18 protein-coding genes are annotated in these 17,861 nt (G+C 42.4%); 11 read left to right on the top strand and 7 right to left on the bottom strand.

Going from position 1 to position 17,861, the window contains the following annotated elements; genetic code table 11:
* Positions 1 to 57: 57 nt before the first annotated feature.
* Positions 58 to 969: a ketopantoate reductase family protein gene (locus G4P54_RS07580; RefSeq protein ID WP_167872266.1), complete on the top strand. Its 912-nt coding sequence runs from the start codon at positions 58 to 60 to the stop codon at positions 967 to 969.
* A 28-nt stretch (positions 970 to 997) separates the two neighbouring features.
* Here G4P54_RS07580 and G4P54_RS07585 read toward each other — a convergent pair whose 3' ends face one another.
* The 3 genes from G4P54_RS07585 to mreBH all read right to left on the bottom strand — a co-directional run bounded on the left by G4P54_RS07585 (position 998) and on the right by mreBH (position 3,583).
* Complete coding sequence (locus G4P54_RS07585) at positions 998 to 2,230, bottom strand: aminopeptidase (protein WP_167872267.1); 1,233 nt, start codon at positions 2,228 to 2,230, stop codon at positions 998 to 1,000.
* Between the two features lie 110 nt (positions 2,231 to 2,340).
* The gene (locus tag G4P54_RS07590; protein WP_032682172.1) at positions 2,341 to 2,475 is read right to left on the bottom strand and encodes a protein YkpC; all 135 of its coding nucleotides are present in this window, start codon (positions 2,473 to 2,475) and stop codon (positions 2,341 to 2,343) included.
* Positions 2,476 to 2,575: 100 nt separating this feature from the next.
* Positions 2,576 to 3,583 (bottom strand): cell shape-determining protein MreBH, encoded by a 1,008-nt coding sequence (gene mreBH / locus G4P54_RS07595; protein WP_167872268.1) that lies wholly within the window; start codon positions 3,581 to 3,583, stop codon positions 2,576 to 2,578.
* Between the two features lie 282 nt (positions 3,584 to 3,865).
* Between mreBH and abhA the strand changes: the two genes are divergently transcribed.
* The 5 genes from abhA (at position 3,866) to ade (ending at position 9,090) form a co-directional block, all read left to right on the top strand.
* Positions 3,866 to 4,144 (top strand): transcriptional regulator AbhA, encoded by a 279-nt coding sequence (gene abhA / locus G4P54_RS07600; RefSeq protein ID WP_024716212.1) that lies wholly within the window; start codon positions 3,866 to 3,868, stop codon positions 4,142 to 4,144.
* A 190-nt stretch (positions 4,145 to 4,334) separates the two neighbouring features.
* Positions 4,335 to 5,633 carry a two-component sensor histidine kinase KinC gene (kinC, locus tag G4P54_RS07605; RefSeq protein ID WP_024716211.1) on the top strand — a complete coding sequence of 433 codons (1,299 nt, stop codon included), beginning with the start codon at positions 4,335 to 4,337 and terminating at the stop codon, positions 5,631 to 5,633.
* A 1-nt stretch (position 5,634) separates the two neighbouring features.
* Entirely contained in the window at positions 5,635 to 6,462 is an 828-nt protein-coding gene (locus tag G4P54_RS07610) for a gamma-glutamylcyclotransferase family protein (protein ID WP_024716210.1), read from the top strand.
* Positions 6,463 to 6,533: 71 nt separating this feature from the next.
* Positions 6,534 to 7,199, top strand: a complete 666-nt coding sequence (gene ktrC / locus G4P54_RS07615; protein WP_003222311.1) for a Ktr system potassium transporter KtrC — start codon at positions 6,534 to 6,536, stop codon at positions 7,197 to 7,199.
* Positions 7,200 to 7,356: 157 nt separating this feature from the next.
* The gene (gene ade, locus G4P54_RS07620) at positions 7,357 to 9,090 is read left to right on the top strand and encodes an adenine deaminase (protein ID WP_167872269.1); all 1,734 of its coding nucleotides are present in this window, start codon (positions 7,357 to 7,359) and stop codon (positions 9,088 to 9,090) included.
* A 34-nt stretch (positions 9,091 to 9,124) separates the two neighbouring features.
* Here the strand turns inward: ade and rnjA are convergent, their stop codons facing one another.
* Together rnjA and rnpZA are read right to left on the bottom strand one after the other, a co-directional pair.
* Positions 9,125 to 10,792, bottom strand: coding sequence for a ribonuclease J1 (gene rnjA / locus G4P54_RS07625; protein ID WP_024716208.1), 1,668 nt, complete (start codon positions 10,790 to 10,792; stop codon positions 9,125 to 9,127).
* A gap of 5 nt (positions 10,793 to 10,797) precedes the next feature.
* Positions 10,798 to 11,007 carry an RNA polymerase subunit omega 1 gene (gene rnpZA / locus G4P54_RS07630; RefSeq protein ID WP_024716207.1) on the bottom strand — a complete coding sequence of 70 codons (210 nt, stop codon included), beginning with the start codon at positions 11,005 to 11,007 and terminating at the stop codon, positions 10,798 to 10,800.
* Between the two features lie 382 nt (positions 11,008 to 11,389).
* Here rnpZA and G4P54_RS07635 point away from each other — a divergent pair, with 382 nt between their 5' ends.
* Positions 11,390 to 12,163, top strand: coding sequence for a Cof-type HAD-IIB family hydrolase (locus tag G4P54_RS07635; protein WP_167872270.1), 774 nt, complete (start codon positions 11,390 to 11,392; stop codon positions 12,161 to 12,163).
* A 29-nt stretch (positions 12,164 to 12,192) separates the two neighbouring features.
* Here G4P54_RS07635 and def read toward each other — a convergent pair whose 3' ends face one another.
* Together def and G4P54_RS07645 are read right to left on the bottom strand one after the other, a co-directional pair.
* Positions 12,193 to 12,747 carry a peptide deformylase gene (def, locus tag G4P54_RS07640; protein ID WP_024716205.1) on the bottom strand — a complete coding sequence of 185 codons (555 nt, stop codon included), beginning with the start codon at positions 12,745 to 12,747 and terminating at the stop codon, positions 12,193 to 12,195.
* 109 nt (positions 12,748 to 12,856) lie between these two features.
* A complete protein-coding gene (locus tag G4P54_RS07645; protein ID WP_032682171.1) occupies positions 12,857 to 13,015 on the bottom strand; it encodes a YjcZ family sporulation protein in 159 nt (52 codons plus the stop codon).
* Between the two features lie 214 nt (positions 13,016 to 13,229).
* Between G4P54_RS07645 and G4P54_RS07650 the strand changes: the two genes are divergently transcribed.
* From G4P54_RS07650 to pdhC, 4 genes are all read left to right on the top strand, one after another.
* Positions 13,230 to 13,901: a YkyA family protein gene (locus tag G4P54_RS07650; RefSeq protein ID WP_024716204.1), complete on the top strand. Its 672-nt coding sequence runs from the start codon at positions 13,230 to 13,232 to the stop codon at positions 13,899 to 13,901.
* Between the two features lie 418 nt (positions 13,902 to 14,319).
* The gene (gene pdhA / locus G4P54_RS07655; protein WP_167872271.1) at positions 14,320 to 15,435 is read left to right on the top strand and encodes a pyruvate dehydrogenase (acetyl-transferring) E1 component subunit alpha; all 1,116 of its coding nucleotides are present in this window, start codon (positions 14,320 to 14,322) and stop codon (positions 15,433 to 15,435) included.
* 3 nt (positions 15,436 to 15,438) lie between these two features.
* Positions 15,439 to 16,416, top strand: a complete 978-nt coding sequence (gene pdhB, locus G4P54_RS07660; protein ID WP_024716202.1) for a pyruvate dehydrogenase complex E1 component subunit beta — start codon at positions 15,439 to 15,441, stop codon at positions 16,414 to 16,416.
* Between the two features lie 113 nt (positions 16,417 to 16,529).
* Positions 16,530 to 17,858, top strand: coding sequence for a pyruvate dehydrogenase complex dihydrolipoyllysine-residue acetyltransferase (pdhC, locus tag G4P54_RS07665; RefSeq protein WP_167872272.1), 1,329 nt, complete (start codon positions 16,530 to 16,532; stop codon positions 17,856 to 17,858).
* Positions 17,859 to 17,861 lie beyond the last annotated feature (3 nt).

Below are 17,861 nucleotides of genomic sequence, written 5' to 3' on the forward strand. Positions count from 1 at the left end.
AAAGCAGAGAGATTTCTCTGCTTTTTTTGATACATAGGTATGAAAGGAGAACACGGTATGAAATTTTTAGTAGTCGGAGCAGGAGGAGTAGGCGGGTATATTGGCGGACGGCTTGCAGAGACAGGAAATGATGTGACATTTCTCGTGCGCAAAAAAAGAGCTGAGCAGTTAAAAGAAAGCGGGCTTGTCATCCATAGCGAAAAGGGCGATGTATCTTTTCAGCCCGCATTAATCACTGCCGGAGAAACAGGGCGGTTTGATGTCGTTATCATCGCTTCCAAAGCTTATTCACTTGGGCAGGTGATAGACGATGTCAAACCGTTTATTGATCATGAATCTGTCATTATCCCTTTCTTAAACGGGTATCGCCATTATGAGCAGCTGTTTAGTGTATTTTCAAAAGAACAGGTGCTGGGCGGTCTGTGTTTTATAGAAAGCGCATTAGACAACAAGGGAGACATTCATCATACAAGCGCATCGCATCGTTTTGTATTCGGAGAATGGGATGGCGGACGTACGGAACGAATAACAGCACTTGAAGAGGCGTTTTCAGGCGTGAAGGCGGAAGTCATTATCAGCGGGCATATAGAGAAGGACATTTGGAAAAAGTATCTGTTTATTGCAGCGCAAGCGGGGATCACAACGTTATTTCAACGACCGCTTGGCCCGATTCTCGCAACAGAAGGCGGACGTCACACGGCCCAAACTCTTATCGGAGAAATTGGCGCTATTTTGCGAAAAGAAGGCGTCCCAGTCGATCCGTATCTAGAGGAAGAGAGCTTCCGTACGATGACAAGCATGTCTTATCATATGAAGTCCTCTATGCTTCGTGATATGGAAAACAGACAAACGACGGAAGGAGACCACCTGCACGGCTTTTTGCTTGAAAAAGCAAAGCATTTATCTCTTGCGGCACCAATATTAGAAACGGTTTATGCCAATCTGCAAATGTATGAAGCAGAAAAATAAAAAGGAGGCGAAAAGCCTCCTTTGTTTATTAAAAAGCCCAATTTCCGTTCCTGAAGATAGGCTCTCTTTTTCCGTCCGCCGTAATTCCGTCGATATTCATATCCTTAGAGCCAATCATAAAGTCCACGTGTGTAATGCTTTCATTTAATCCTTCTTTGACAAGCTCCTCACGAGACATTTGCTTTCCGCCTTCAATGTTAAAGGCATACGCACTCCCGATCGCCAAATGATTTGACGCGTTTTCATCGAACAATGTGTTATAGAAAAGAATATTGGATTGCGATATAGGCGAATCGTAAGGAACAAGCGCCACCTCACCTAAATAGTGAGAACCCTCATCTGTATCCACGAGCTCTTTTAAAATGTCCTCGCCTTTTTCGGCTTTAATGTCGACTATACGGCCATTTTCAAACGTGAGGGTGAAGTTTTCAATAATATTTCCGCCGTAGCTTAACGGTTTTGTGCTTGAGACGACTCCGTCAACCCCGTCTTTTTGCGGCAGGGTGAATACCTCTTCTGTCGGCATATTGGCCATAAACTCATGGCCGTTTTCATTTACGCTTCCCGCTCCTGCCCAAACATGCTTTTTCGGCAGTTTAATGGTTAAATCAGTTCCTTCTGCTTGATAATGTAAAGCAGCGAAATGCCTCTCATTCAAATGGTCAACTTTTTCATGAAGATTTTGATCATGTTTGATCCAAGCTTGAACCGGATTGTCTTCGTTTACGCGCGTTGCTTTAAAAATTTCTTCCCATAGAAGCTGCATCGCTTCCTCCTCTGATCTGCCAGGAAACACTTTTTGAGCCCAGCCTGCTGATGCCGCCCCAACGACGGTCCAGCTGACTTTGTCCGATTGAATATATTGTCTGTATGTATGTAATGCTTTGCCTGCCGCTTTTTGGAAGGCAGCAATCCGCTTGGAATCTACACCTTTTAGCAAGTCTGGGTCTGACGAGACAACTGAGATGAAAGCGGCTCCTTTTTTAGCAAGCTCTTCTTTCCCTTTTGCTTCCCATTCAGGATATTCTTCAAATGCTTCAAACGGAGCGAATTCATATTTTAATTTGGCGACTTCGTCATCCTGCCAATTCACTGTGACATTTTTTGCGCCTTTTTCATATGCATGCTTCACAATTAAGCGGACAAAATCCCGTACATCGGTTGAAGCATTTATGACTACATACTGGCCTTTTTGGACGTTTACGCCGACCTCTACCGCCAGCTTTGCATATGTATTTAATTTCTGTGAAAATGAACCCATGATTCATTCCTCCTCAAGCTTTTTTCTCATCATATCAAATATAATCCTATAAAGGAAAGAAAGGAGGGCAATGTGAAAAACCCAAAACAACATGTTTTGGGTTTTTCGGATTATGGATGATTCAGTTTTACAGTGCTGCCTGCAGGCGAATGGGGCATATTTGCCAAAGAAATGCTCATGCCGCCAAGAATGATTCCGCTTAAAATGGCTGCGATTGCTACTCTTCTTCCTAAATCTCTTAGCATTTGTTTCCTCCTTAACGTTTCTCCATTTCCCACAATATGAAGGGAATCAGAAAAAAAGAAGCAAGAATTTTGCTGAATATGAGATTTTTGCAGGAAAAGACTATTTAATCGCTTTTTGAAGCTTATCAATCACTTCTAAAGAACGGCCTGTGCCGATTGCTACAGATTCAAGAGGGTTTTGCGCCACGTGTACAGGCACGACAATCTCTTCTGTGAGCCATTCTTTAATGCCGTTAAGGAGCGCGCCGCCTCCTGTTAAAATAACGCCGCGGTCAACGATATCTCCGCTCAATTCAGGCGGACAGTCCTCAAGTGTAGCTCTGATGGCTTCAAGAATGTGCAGGAGGGATTCGCGCATCGCATCTTGAATTTCGTTAGATTGAAGCATTATGGTTTTTGGAAGGCCTGTTACGAGATCACGTCCTCGAATTTCCATTGCGTCTGGAACATGCTCAATCAGTGCATGGCCAATCTCCATTTTTACCTGCTCAGCTGTGCGTTCGCCGATCAGCAAATTGTATTTTTTCCGGACGAAAGAAACGATATCCTCATCAAGCTGATCCCCGCCTATTCTGATTGAGTGGCAGGAAACAACGCCGCCGAAGGAAATGATGGCAACCTCTGTCGTCCCTCCGCCGATATCTACTACCACATTGGCAACCGGCTCATCAACCGGTAAATCCGCTCCGATAGCGGCTGCTACCGGTTCTTCAATTAAGTGAACGTTTTTCGCGCCGCAATTTTTCACAGCATCACTGATGGCGCGGCGTTCTACTGCTGTTGAGCCTGACGGTGTGCAAACGACTACGTTCGGTTTTCTGAACGTCATGCCGATGCTTTTCGCGGCTTTTTTCATGATGTGTTTCAGCAGATCAGTTGTCATATCATAGTCTGCGATAACGCCATCTTTCATCGGTCTCACAGCCACAATTTTCCCCGGTGTTTTACCGATCATGTTTTTGGCGTCCGCTCCGATTGCAAGGACTGCCTTTGTCGTTGTATCCACTGCGACAACAGATGGCTCATTTAAAATAATCCCTTTATTTTTGCTGTAAACAAGTATATTAGCTGTTCCTAAGTCAATCCCAATTTCAGTTGATTGAAACATGTCTTCACCCAATCTCTATCCTGATTTTATATGATTCTACATTTAAAGTTTCTAAGAAATGAAGCGATTTTTGGGGGTGTGCGTCGAGAAAGAAATGTTTTTGTAAAAAAACGCGGAACCGTGTAACAGAAGTAATATATTTTTCGGTTTTATGGAAAAAATATCTTTTGATTCTCATCGGAAACGGGAAACTTTTTCTAAGTTTCGTACGTCTACGATATATTGAGGTACATCCTTAAATATTACATGAGAAAAGAAACATTTAAAGGAAGAAGGGTTTTTATGAAATCAATAGGTGTTGTGAGAAAAGTTGATGAATTAGGCCGTATTGTCATGCCGATAGAGTTAAGACGGGCGCTGGATATTGCCATAAAAGACAGCATTGAGTTTTTTGTTGACGGGGATAAAATTATCTTGAAAAAGTACAAACCTCATGGCGTTTGTTTAATGACTGGAGAAATTACTCCAGAAAATAAAGATTACGGAAATGGTAAAATTACGCTGAGTCCTGAAGGTGCACAGCTGCTTCTCGAAGAAATTCAAGCCGCTTTAAAAGAATAATATCATGTAAAAAAGGCGGAACAGTATAATCTCCGCCTTTTTTGCGTGCCAATTTCTGATTACCGCCGCCTTATATACGGCATTCATGAACATCAGGTAATGAATGATTTGGGATACTTTACATATTTTACTCAATTATTTGTCGAAGAATGGTACAATAGAGAGAGAAACACAATCGGCAGGTGGTCATATGAGAAAATATCAAGCTCGTATCATTTCCATCGTTTTGGCAATGATTTTTATCATGTTTTGGGATTATTTATTTTATTTTATAGGCAAAAATCCGATTAATTGGCCTGTTGATATTGTGTATACGGCAGTCACGCTGGTAAGTGTCTGGATGCTGGCTTATTATATTGATGAGAAACAGCAGCTGGTTAAGAAAATGAAGGATAACGAATGGAAGTATAAACAGCTTTCTGAAGAAAAAAACCGTATTATGGATAATTTGCAGGAAATCGTATTTCAAACGAATGCAAAAGGCGAAATTACATATTTAAATCAAGCGTGGGCATCAATAACCGGTTTTTCAATCAATGAATGTATGGGAACGATGTATAATGATTACTTCATAAAAGAAAAGCACGTAGCCGACCACATTAACACCCAAATTCAAAACAAAGCGTCTTCCGGTATGTTTACTGCAAAATACATCACAAAGAACGGCACGATTTTTTGGGGAGAAGTTCATTATAAACTTTACTACGACCGTGATGACCAATTTACGGGCAGCCTGGGTACAATGTCAGATATCACTGAACGGAAAGAGGCTGAAGATGAGCTCATTGAGATAAATGAACGGCTGGCGAGAGAATCACAGAAACTGTCAATCACAAGTGAACTCGCCGCAGGTATTGCACACGAGGTCAGGAATCCTTTAACATCTGTCAGCGGTTTCCTTCAAATTATGAAAACACAATATCCGGACAGAAAAGGCTATTTTGACATCATTTTTTCAGAGATTAAAAGAATCGATTTGGTGCTCAGCGAGCTGCTGCTGCTTGCAAAACCGCAGACGATTACATTTAAAATGCATCAGCTTAATGAGATCTTAAAACAAGTCACGACATTACTAGATACCAATGCAATTCTGTCCAATATCGTCATAGAAAAAAACTTCAAAGAGACAGACGGCTGTATCATTAACGGGGATGAAAATCAGCTGAAGCAAGTCTTTATCAATATCATCAAAAATGGGATTGAGGCAATGCCAAAAGGCGGTGTCGTAACGATTTCCACTGCAAAAACAGCCTCTTACGCAGTGATAAGCGTTAAAGATGAAGGAAACGGCATGCCGCAGGAAAAGCTTAAGCTGATCGGCAAACCTTTTTATTCAACAAAAGAAAAGGGCACCGGACTCGGACTTGCGATTTGTTTGAGAATTTTGAAGGAACATGACGGGGAATTGAAAATCGAAAGTGAAGCTGGAAAAGGCAGCGTCTTTCAAGTTGTTTTGCCTTTAACATCAGACGCTGAGAGGGGAAAATAGGATGAACTCGCTTCTGTTTGTATACGGGACATTAAGAAAACATGAAAAAAATCATCATTTGCTATCACAGTCGCCACGTATCAATGAGCAGGCCAGAACAAGAGGATGTCTGTTTGCTGCAAAAGAGGGACCCGCAGCAGTTTTAGAAGATGAAAGCTATATATGCGGTGAGCTATATGAAGCAGATAGCTTATGTATACATAAGCTCGATCAATTTTTTCAAGGTTATCATAAACAAACGGTGCTTGTAGAAACAGATGCCGGGATCAAAACAGCGCTTATCTATTTTAGGAACAAAAGCGAATGTTCTGGCTTCCAAAAAATAAGCAGCGGTGACTGGAAAGAACATCAGATGATCAGCAAATCGCAACATCCTGTTTACTATTTTGCCTATGGGTCTTGCATGGACAATGCACGCTTTCAAAAGGCGGGAGTTGATCAATTTTTTCAAGATCCAGTCGGAAGAGCTGTTTTAAAAGGATACACAACCCGTTTTACGCTAAAAAGGGAAGACGGCTCAAGAGCGGATATGATGGAAGACGGCGGAACGACAGAAGGTGTTTTATATCGTATCCCTTTTTCTGCTCTTTCCTATCTATATAAAAGAGAGGGCGTTGAATCGCTTACGTATCGGCCGGCATTTGTAGACGTTGAAGCGGGCGGCAGGCGCTACACAGACTGCTTAACCTTTCTCGTCCTCCAAAAAGAAGCGGAAATAGCCCCGCCTCAGCACTATCAGATTGAAATTGAACGCGGAGCGGAGATGTATTTGTCACCGAGGTTTGCTGAAAAGCTCAAGCGGCATATGAATTCCCTGCCAAAGGGGTAACGACATTAACACTGTTACAAAAGAATATGATAAAATTTGATCGATATGATGTTAGGTAAAGGAGCACCACTATGAAAAAAGAATTTGCGGTGATTGGACTAGGCCGTTTTGGTGGCAGTATTTGCAAAGCATTAAGCGAAGAAGGCGTCGAAGTTATGGCGATGGATATTGATGAAGATAAAGTCAACGAATATGCCAAGATCGCATCTCACGCTGTTATCGGTGATTCAACTGACGAATCTGTCCTGAAAAATTTAGGTCTGCGGAATTTTGATCACGTAATTGTAGCAATTGGAGAAAATATTCAAGCGAGTATTTTAACGACTCTTATTCTGAAAGAACTTGGCGTTCATACTATAACAGTTAAGGCGCAAAACGATTATCATGAAAAAGTGCTGTCCAAAATCGGAGCGGATCACATCGTCCATCCGGAGCGCGATATGGCAAAGCGAATTGCCCATAACATCGTCTCCAACAACGTACTTGATTATTTGGAGCTGTCTGAAGAGCATAGCCTCGTCGAAATCGTAGCCAACAGCCGCCTGGCAGGAAATACGCTTCTTGATTTAGATATCCGTGCGAAATATGGTATCAATATCGTAGCCATAAAAAGAGGCAAGGAAGTCATCGTGTCGCCGCTTGCGACCGAAGTCATACATCAAGAAGATATTCTCATCGTCATTGGATCAGTTACCGACATTTCCCGTTTTGAAAAAAGAGTTCTTCATACTAAATAGCAAGCAAAACAAGCCGTCCTCAAAGGGCGGTTTTTTATTATTATCAGAATATAACAACTTTAATGAAATGAGCGGCAATTTCTTAAAATTTTATTGACTAAGGATAGGCGTTCCGATAGCATATTGTACCATATAATAAAAAAGAGGAGGGGCCTATTTGAATAAAGAAGCGCTTGTCAATAGGCTGAATGCTTCAGCCCGAAGACAAAAAGCTGATATCGTCATCAAGAACGGAAAAATCATGGACGTATTTAATCAAGAGTGGATTTATGAAGATATTGCGATTACAGATGGAGTCATAGTGGGCCTCGGCGAGTATGAAGGTGAAAACATCATTGATGCTGAGGGACAAATGATTGTTCCGGGTTTTATTGATGGACATGTACATATTGAGTCATCAATGGTTACACCGATTGAGTTCGCTAAAGCGGTGCTGCCGCATGGGGTGACGACCGTTGTTACCGATCCGCATGAGATCGCAAATGTGTCTGGAGAAAAAGGGATAGCATTTATGATTGAACAGGCTCGGCAAACACCGCTGAATATCCATTTTATGCTCCCCTCCAGTGTGCCTGCGGCGAGCTTTGAGCGATCAGGCGCAGTACTCAAAGCTGCCGATTTAAAGCCTTTTTACGAAGAGGAAGAAGTATTGGGGCTGGCTGAAGTTATGGATTATGTGTCGGTTCAGCAGGCTGAAGGAGATATGGTTCAAAAACTGCTTGATGCCCGTGTTGCAGGTAAGCGGATTGACGGTCATTTAGCTGGTTTATCAACAGATCTCATTAACATTTATCGCACTGCATTTGTCTTAAACGATCATGAAGTAACGACGAAGGAAGAAGCTCTTGATCGTATTAGAAGGGGAATGTATGTCATGATGCGTGAAGGATCAGTCGCCAAAAATACTCTAAAAGTGCTGCCGGCGGTGAATGAAAAGAACGCACGCCGTTTCTTTTTCTGTACGGATGATAAGCATGTGGATGATTTATTGTCAGAGGGAAGTGTAAATCATCAGGTGAAAATGGCGATGCAAGCCGGGCTCGACCCTTTTTTAGCCTATCAATTAGGAAGCCTCAATGCAGCCGAATGCTACGGACTAGATACAAAGGGAGCGATTGCTCCTGGCTTTGACGCTGATTTGCTCTTTGTATCTGATCTGGAAAACGTCACTGTCACAATGACGATGGTAAAAGGACAGACTGTTGCTGAAGGCAGTAAAGCTGTCTATCAAGATAGCGCTGCAGCAGCTGTACCAGACCCGGCACTGCTTGATTCTGTTAAGCTTGCTGCCCCTCTTAATAAACAGAATTTTCATATGCCAATCGATCCAAAGCGGAAAATCAATGTCATTCAAATCATTCCAAATCAGCTTGAAACACGATTGATACATGAGCCGGCTCCAGCTGTCCGCGTTTTTGAGCCTGACACTGACCTTGATTTGTTAAAGATTGCAGTTGTTGAGCGGCATAAAGGATTAAAAGAAACAGGACTTGGTGTTGTGAAGGGATTTGGATTCAAAAGCGGAGCGATTGCCACAACCATTTCGCACGATTCCCATAATATGATAGCTGTCGGAACAAATGACGCCGATATGGCAGCTGCAGTAAATAAGCTGCAGGAAATTGGAGGAGGACTAACGATTATAAAAAATGGGGAAGAGCTCCATTCAGTACCGCTGCCGATTGCGGGCTTATTATCCGACCAATCTGCAGAGCAGGTGAATCAAAGCTTGCTGACGCTGCATGAAAAATTGTCGTTAATCGGATTTAAGGGCGAATTTAATCCATTTTTGACACTGTCGTTTTTAGCTTTGCCTGTTATTCCTGACATCAAAATGACGACAACAGGACTATTTGATGTAAAATCATTTCAGCATATATCCCTGCAATAAAAAAAGATGCACTCCTAAGTGAGTGCATCTTTTTTTAAACCTCCATAATGATCGGAAGGATCATCGGACGGCGTTTCGTTTTTTCGTATAAGAATGGCGCGAGCGTATCTGTAATCTCGTTTTTGATTTCAGACCATTGAGTTGTTTTTCGTTCCATCACTTTTTGTAAGTGGTTTGAAATAAGCTCTTGAGCGTCATTGATTAAGTCGCCGGATTCTCTCATGTACACAAAGCCTCTGGAAATCAAATCAGGTCCAGCTGAAATCTTAAAGCCATCCATGTCAATGCTTACAACCACGATGACAAGTCCTTCTTCAGAAAGAATTCTGCGGTCGCGAAGCACGATGTTGCCAATATCACCAATGCCGCTTCCGTCAATGTAGACAGAACCGGACGGGATTTTGCCGGCGACTGAAGCTTCATCGCCTTTAAGCGCCAATACTTCACCATTATCCATGATAAAGCAGTTTTCTTCAGGGATGCCGCAATCTGTTGCAAGTTTAACATGCATCTTTTGCATTCTGTACTCACCGTGAATCGGCATGAAGAATTTAGGCTTGATTAAACGAAGCATCAGCTTCTGTTCTTCCTGTCCGCCGTGACCGGATGTATGAATATCGTTTAGAGGTCCGTGAATAACCTCTGCCCCTGCGCGATACAGCTGGTTAATCGTCCGGCTCACGCTGATTGTGTTGCCTGGGATTGGAGATGAAGAAAATACGACTGTATCCCCGGGATTGATTGAAATCTGACGGTGTGTGCCGTTTGCAATTCTTGATAACGCCGCCATCGGTTCCCCTTGGCTTCCTGTACATAGGATCGTTACTTTATTGGCAGGTATGCGATTGATTTCGTTATGCTCAATAAACGTATTTTTAGGACAGTTAATATATCCGAGAGTTTGTCCGATTTCGATAGCCGATTCCATACTGCGTCCAAATACGGCAACTTTTCTTCCATTTAATACAGCGGCCTCAATTACTTGCTGCAAGCGGTGGATATTCGACGCAAATGTAGCGAAGATAACTCGGCCGTCTACCTTGCGGAAAATGTCATGAATGCTTTCTCCAACTCGGCGCTCAGACATAGTGAACTCAGGGTTTTCACTATTTGTGCTGTCAGAAAGGAGGCACAGAACGCCTTCTTTTCCGATTTCGGCCATTTTCGTCAAGTTTGCCGGCTCGCCGACTGGAGTAAAGTCGAATTTAAAATCTCCAGTATGTACAATGTTTCCTGGCGGTGTTTTTACAACAATACCGTAGGAATCAGGAATACTATGTGTAGTTCTGAAGAATGACACAGCCGTTTTGCGGAACTTTACGATATCATCTTCACCGATAATATTCAGTTTCGTCTGTCTTAATAATCCATGCTCTTCAAGTTTATTCCGAAGTAAGCCGATCGCGAGTTTACCGCCGTAAACAGGAATATTCACTTGTCTGAGCAGGTATGGTATACCACCGATGTGGTCTTCGTGTCCGTGGGTGATAAAAAGCCCTTTAATTTTATCTTCATTTTTGACTAAATACGTGTAATCAGGGATAACGTAGTCAATACCGAGGAGTTCGTCCTCGGGGAACTTGATCCCTGCATCAATCAGCACAATTTCATCCTGAAATTGAACTGCATACGTATTTTTACCGATTTCGCCCAAACCTCCGAGGGCGAAAACAGCAGTCTGATCATTTTTTACAAATTTCATACCGCTCATAACTCCAATACTTTAAAATTTTCGCTCTGTTGTTCATATTCTAAATATGCACCATCAACAGGTGTGATAAACTCAATATTAAATTTCTTTTCTTTCAGTTTTGTTCTGACGTCACGTTCAGATACGCCTTCAATAAAAAGTGAATCTGTCTTTTCCCGAACAGGTACTTCAGCAGCCTTTTCTTGATAAAATACCTTATAAATCATCCAAATCTCTCCTTAAATGCCGTATGTTAGACTCGCTTCCTCTATTATATTCGAAAACGGAATATAAGGAAAGCCTTGAGCAAAATAAGGGCCTACCGAAAAGTGAAGAATCCCTTGTCAGGCAATCGCTTTCTTGCGGAGCATTCCGTTCCATTGTCTTCTGAGTTTCTTTCTTAATTTGCGCAGCATTTGCCTTTCCTCCTTTAATAAACATTTGTCCAGAGTTCTTTTATACACATAGTATACGGAGATTGAGGAAGACTTTTCGTGGTTATTAATGGAATATAATATGATTTTTTGAATGAATGAGTTTGCTGAAAGACAATCTTTTTGTATGATGGGGGTGGGAATTGCAGATCAAGACGATAAAGGGGAAGTTGCGATGGATTCAAAATTAATTTTTTTTGATATTGACGGTACGATATATGATCATGACAAGAATATACCGGAAAGTACGAGAAAAGCGGTGGCGGAGTTGCAGCGCCAAGGTCATCATGTGTTTATCGCCAGCGGGCGGTCTCCGTTTTTGGTTAAGCCGATTTTGGAAGAATTGGGTATACACTCATTCATTTCCTATAATGGGCAGTATGTTGTTTTTGAAAATCAAGTGATTTATAAAAATCCACTCCCTGAAGAGGCAATCAGACGATTACTAAAGCAGGCAGGAGAGGGCAAACATCCTGTTGTGTTTATGGCAGAGGATACGATGAAAGCGACTGTGGCGGATCATCCTCATGTTCTGGAGGGAATCGGCAGCCTTAAAACTGATTATCCAGAAACCGACGAGCTTTTTTATGAAGGAAAAGAAATTTTCCAGCTCCTTTTATTTTGCCAGGATGAAGAAGAAAAAGCTTATGCCGCTTTTCCTGAATTTGACTTAGTGCGCTGGCATGAGTTTTCGACTGATGTTCTGCCGCACGGAGGTTCGAAAGCGGAAGGGATTAAAAAAGTCATCGAGCGTCTCCCGTTTGATATCAGTGATACATATGCTTTTGGCGACGGATTAAACGATCTGCAAATGATTGAATATGTCGGGACAGGCGTAGCTATGGGAAATGCTGTTCCTGAATTGAAAGAAATCGCAGACTTTGTAACAAAGCCGGTAGACGAGGATGGAATTGCGTTCGCTGTCAAAGAACTGGGCCTTTTAAAATGAAACGGCTGGCACTGTGCCAGCCGTTTTTTTTAGCGATCAATCGCGATTGCATTCTCAGGTTCTTTGAAAGGATTCTCCTTATCGATATGATCATAAAACATAACACCGTTCAAATGATCAATCTCGTGCTGAAACACAATAGCCGGAAATCCTTTTAAACGAATGTCAATGCTTTCGCCTTCAAGCGTTGTTGCCTTTACTCGGATTCGAGCATAGCGGGGAACATAGCCGGGAATGGCTTCGTCGACAGACAGGCAACCTTCACCGCTTGTTAAGTAGCTTTTTTCAACAGAATGGCTGACGATTTTCGGATTAAACAGAGCATAGCTGTATAACTTACCGGAAGCATCCTCAGCATGAACGGCGATCATTCGTTTTTTAATATTAATTTGAGGGGCAGCGAGCCCTACGCCCGGGCGTAAATTGTGTTTTTCGGCTAATTCAGGATTTTGGCTGTTCTTCACAAATTCGATCATGTCGGCCAGCTGCTGTTTTTCTGCATCGGTTGCAGGCAGCTCAACAGGTTTGGCTGTCTCTCTTAGGGCTGGATGGCCGTCACGTACGATGTTTTCCATAGTAATCAAGAAAATTCACTCCTAAAGCTTAATATGTAAATTATATCGGATTTGTTCACAGTGGTGCAACGAAATGAATGACCAGCCGTAGATGGCTGGTCAATTTCATGCTGTGTGGTTAGCAACAGCCTCCGCCTAAATAAGCAGCTCCGACAATGATTAACAGAATGAATAAAACAACGATTAACGCAAAGGTGCGGCCATGTCCGTAACCGCAACCGCCATATCCGTAACCACCATAACCGCAGCATCCTCCGCCGAAACCATATCCAAACATATTGCATTACCTCCTCTTTTAATTACGCCAGAGCCTTTAGAAGTAGGCATAGCGTCTACTATAACCTATGTAAAAACAAAAAAGTTGTATGGTCATCTGCCCTGATTTTTCACTATTTTTGATTTGATTTTAACGTTGCATTCATAAAGTACATCTATTGCCAAATGTGCTTTTGGATTCTATAGTAGAAATTGTCAAGATTGGGGGATTTAACGTGAAAGACGCAATAAAACGGCGGTTCGGAATGAAAATCGGAGCTTTTTGTGCGATGACACTGATGATAACAGGATGCACGGGACAGGACCCGGTTGATTCTCTTCATCATTCATTAGAAAAAGCCGCAGAATCGGAAAAGCCGTTTCAAGAGGAACAGAAAACACTCGAGGATTTAGAGGCGAAAGAAAATCAGCTTTATGGTGATGTCATGAAGCTCAACATGGATGATTATAAGAATATCGTTGCTTTATCTAACGAGGCGCTTGAAAATGTCAATAAGCGCGAAGAACATCTAAAGATTGAAAATGACAGCATGAAAAAATCAGAATCGGAATTTGAGGAAGCAAAAACGTCAGCTGAACATATTAAGGATGAAAACATAAAAGAAAAGGCTGATGCCGCAGCAAGCCATATGGAGAAAAGATATACATCATATGGGTCCATGTATGAAGAATATAAAAAAGCGCTTCAGTTTAATAAAAAGCTGTATAATCAGCTGAAAGACAAAGACTTGACACGAGATGACCTGGAGCGGCAGATCGATAAAGTCAACGCCTCTTATGAAAAGGTCCTCAAATACAGCGGTGAATTTAATGAACAAACAGAAAAATATAATAAAGCCCGGAATGATCTTTATGATGCCGCCGGCTACCACGTGAAAAAGAGCTGATTGATCAGCTCTTTTTTTAATAAACACGATGCCAATTTAGTTCAAAATTTTGAATTCTATTGTAGTACAGTATACCGATGTATACTAGTACAGTTTTGACTGCCGTCAGCATCTGTTTTTTTTGTAAAAATGTAAAGCGAATACATTTATTTAAAATCAACGATGAAAACGATTGACGGTTCTTCTTGATCTGGTGTAAACTAATCCATGTTAAGCGGTGTTGTATTAGTTTTTTACAACTTCGAAATAATACAGTTCAAAGCAGAGTGTAACCATCCTACATAAAAGGTTTTGGCAAACTGGGGATCGGCTAAATATATACGACTTACTGCTGATACTTTAGGGTACCCTAAGTTTGTATGTATAAAAGGAATGCACGTCTAATGACTGTTTAAAAGAAAGGAAGAGGTGACTTAGTATGGCTGCAAAAACGAAAAAAGCTATCGCTGACAGTAAGAAGCAATTTGATGCCATTAAAAAGCAGTTCGAAACGTTCCAAATTTTAAATGAAAAGGGAGAAGTCGTGAATGAAGCGGCAATGCCTGATTTATCTGATGATCAATTAAAAGAGCTCATGCGCCGCATGGTATTTACGCGTGTGCTTGATCAGCGCTCTATCTCATTAAACCGTCAAGGACGTCTCGGATTTTACGCTCCTACTGCGGGTCAAGAAGCTTCTCAGATCGCAACGCATTTTGCGCTTGAAAAAGAAGACTTTGTTCTTCCAGGATATCGTGATGTGCCTCAGTTAATTTGGCATGGCCTCCCGTTATATCAAGCGTTCCTTTTCTCTCGCGGACATTTCAGAGGAAACCAAATGCCTGATGATGTGAATGCCCTTTCTCCACAAATCATTATCGGTGCTCAATACATTCAAACTGCCGGTGTTGCGCTAGGTCTTAAAAAACGCGGTAAGAAAGCTGTCGCAATCACTTACACTGGTGACGGCGGAGCTTCACAAGGGGACTTCTACGAAGGAATTAACTTTGCCGGCGCTTATAAAGCACCTGCAATCTTCGTGGTGCAAAACAACCGCTACGCAATTTCAACTCCGGTTGAAAAACAATCAGCGGCTGAAACAATTGCACAAAAAGCTGTAGCTGCAGGTATTGTCGGCGTACAAGTAGATGGAATGGATCCGCTTGCTGTATACGCTGCAACTGCTGAAGCACGCGAGCGCGCGATCAACGGCGAAGGCCCGACACTGATTGAAACACTTACTTTCCGTTACGGTCCGCACACAATGGCCGGCGACGATCCGACTAAATATCGCACAAAAGAAATCGAAAATGAATGGGAACAAAAAGACCCGCTTGTACGCTTCCGCGCGTTCCTTGAAAACAAAGGCTTATGGTCTGAAGAAGAAGAAGCAAAAGTAATTGAGGATGCGAAAGAAGAAATTAAGCAAGCGATCAAAAAAGCTGATGCTGAGCCGAAGCAAAAAGTAACTGATTTAATGAAAATCATGTACGAAAAAATGCCTCACAACCTTGAGGAGCAATTTGAAATTTATACACAGAAGGAGTCGAAGTAAGCCATGGCGCAAATGACAATGATTCAAGCAATCACGGATGCGTTACGCACAGAACTGAAAAATGACGAAAATGTCTTAGTTTTCGGAGAAGACGTTGGTGTTAACGGCGGCGTATTCCGTGCGACAGAAGGATTGCAAAAAGAATTCGGTGAAGACCGTGTGTTTGACACGCCACTTGCTGAATCTGGTATCGGCGGTCTTGCCCTTGGTTTAGGCTTAAACGGCTTCCGTCCGGTTATGGAAATCCAATTCTTCGGATTTGTTTACGAAGTAATGGATTCAGTTTCCGGCCAAATGGCTCGTTTGCGCTACCGTTCTGGCGGACGCTGGACTTCACCTGTAACAATTCGTTCTCCATTCGGCGGCGGTGTTCACACTCCTGAGCTTCACGCTGACAGCTTAGAAGGTCTTGTTGCACAGCAGCCTGGTATCAAAGTTGTTATTCCATCAACTCCTTACGATGCCAAAGGACTTTTAATTTCTGCGATCAGAGACAATGATCCAGTTGTTTTCTTAGAGCACATGAAGCTTTACCGTTCTTTCCGTCAGGAAGTTCCTGAAGAAGAATACACAATCGAGCTTGGCAAAGCTGACGTAAAACGTGAAGGTACTGACCTTTCAATCATCACATACGGCGCAATGGTTCATGAATCATTAAAAGCTGCCGAGGAGCTTGAAAAAGACGGCATTTCTGCTGAAGTTGTCGACCTTCGCACTGTAAGCCCGCTAGATATCGATACAATCATCGCATCTGTAGAAAAAACAGGTCGCGCGATTGTGGTTCAAGAGGCACAAAAACAAGCCGGTATTGCTGCAAACGTAGTAGCCGAAATTAATGACCGCGCAATCTTGAGCTTGGAAGCACCTGTCCTTCGCGTGGCTGCGCCTGATACAGTATTTCCTTTCTCACAAGCTGAGAGTGTATGGCTTCCAAACCATAAAGACGTTCTTGAAACTGCAAGAAAAGTACTTGAATTTTAATCAAACCGCATAATCGAGAGGGAAGATGAACGTTTTCCCTCTATAATATATCTGTTTTCAATGCTTACGATGTAAACTGTAAAATTGCTTAATCAACTAGGAGGTCGAGAACTGTGGCATTTGAATTTAAACTTCCGGATATCGGGGAAGGTATCCACGAAGGCGAAATCGTAAAATGGTTTGTCAAGCCTAACGATGAGGTAGACGAAGATGATGTACTGGCTGAAGTCCAAAATGATAAAGCAGTAGTAGAAATTCCTTCACCTGTTAAAGGAAAAGTATTAGAATTAAAAGTTGAAGAGGGAACGGTTGCAACTGTTGGACAAACGATCATTACGTTTGATGCACCTGGTTACGAAGACCTTCAATTTAAAGGCAGCGATGAGTCTGACGATGCGAAAACTGAAGCACAAGTTCAGTCAACTGCAGAAGCGGGACAAGACGTTGCGAAAGAAGGGCAAGCTCAAGAGCCTGCAAAAGCAACTGGCGCTGGACAGCAGGATCAAGCTGAAGTTGACCCGAACAAACGCGTGATCGCTATGCCTTCTGTACGTAAATATGCTCGTGAAAAAGGCGTAGACATCCGTAAAGTAACTGGTTCAGGCAACAACGGACGTGTTGTGAAAGAAGATATCGACAGCTTTGTAAACGGAGGAGCACAAGAAGCTGCGCCGCAAGAAACGGCTGCGCCGCAAGAAACAGCTGCTAAACCGGCTGCTGCTTCAGTTCCAGAGGGTGAATTCCCAGAAACACGCGAAAAAATGAGCGGTATCCGTAAAGCAATTGCGAAAGCGATGGTTAACTCTAAACACACAGCTCCTCACGTAACATTAATGGACGAAGTGGACGTAACAAACCTTGTTGCACATCGTAAACAGTTCAAACAGGTTGCTGCTGATCAAGGAATCAAGCTGACTTATTTGCCTTACGTTGTAAAAGCTCTTACATCTGCACTGAAAAAATTCCCTGTTTTAAACACGTCAATTGACGATAAAACAGAAGAAGTAGTCCAAAAACATTACTTCAATATCGGTATCGCAGCTGACACTGAAAAAGGCTTGCTTGTTCCGGTTGTGAAAAATGCAGATCGTAAATCTGTCTTTGAAATCTCTGATGAGATCAATGGCCTTGCTACAAAAGCTCGTGAAGGCAAGCTTGCTCCAGCTGAAATGAAGGGCGCATCTTGCACAATTACAAACATCGGTTCTGCTGGCGGACAATGGTTTACTCCGGTTATCAACCATCCAGAAGTTGCGATTCTTGGTATCGGACGCATTGCAGAAAAAGCGATTGTTCGTGATGGCGAAATCGTAGCAGCTCCAGTCTTAGCTCTTTCTCTCAGCTTCGACCACCGTATGATCGACGGAGCAACTGCGCAAAATGCTTTAAATCACATCAAGCGTTTACTGAACGATCCACAATTAATTTTAATGGAGGCGTAATGT

The organism is Bacillus tequilensis (assembly GCF_012225885.1).
GTDB classification, from domain to species: domain Bacteria; phylum Bacillota; class Bacilli; order Bacillales; family Bacillaceae; genus Bacillus; species Bacillus tequilensis.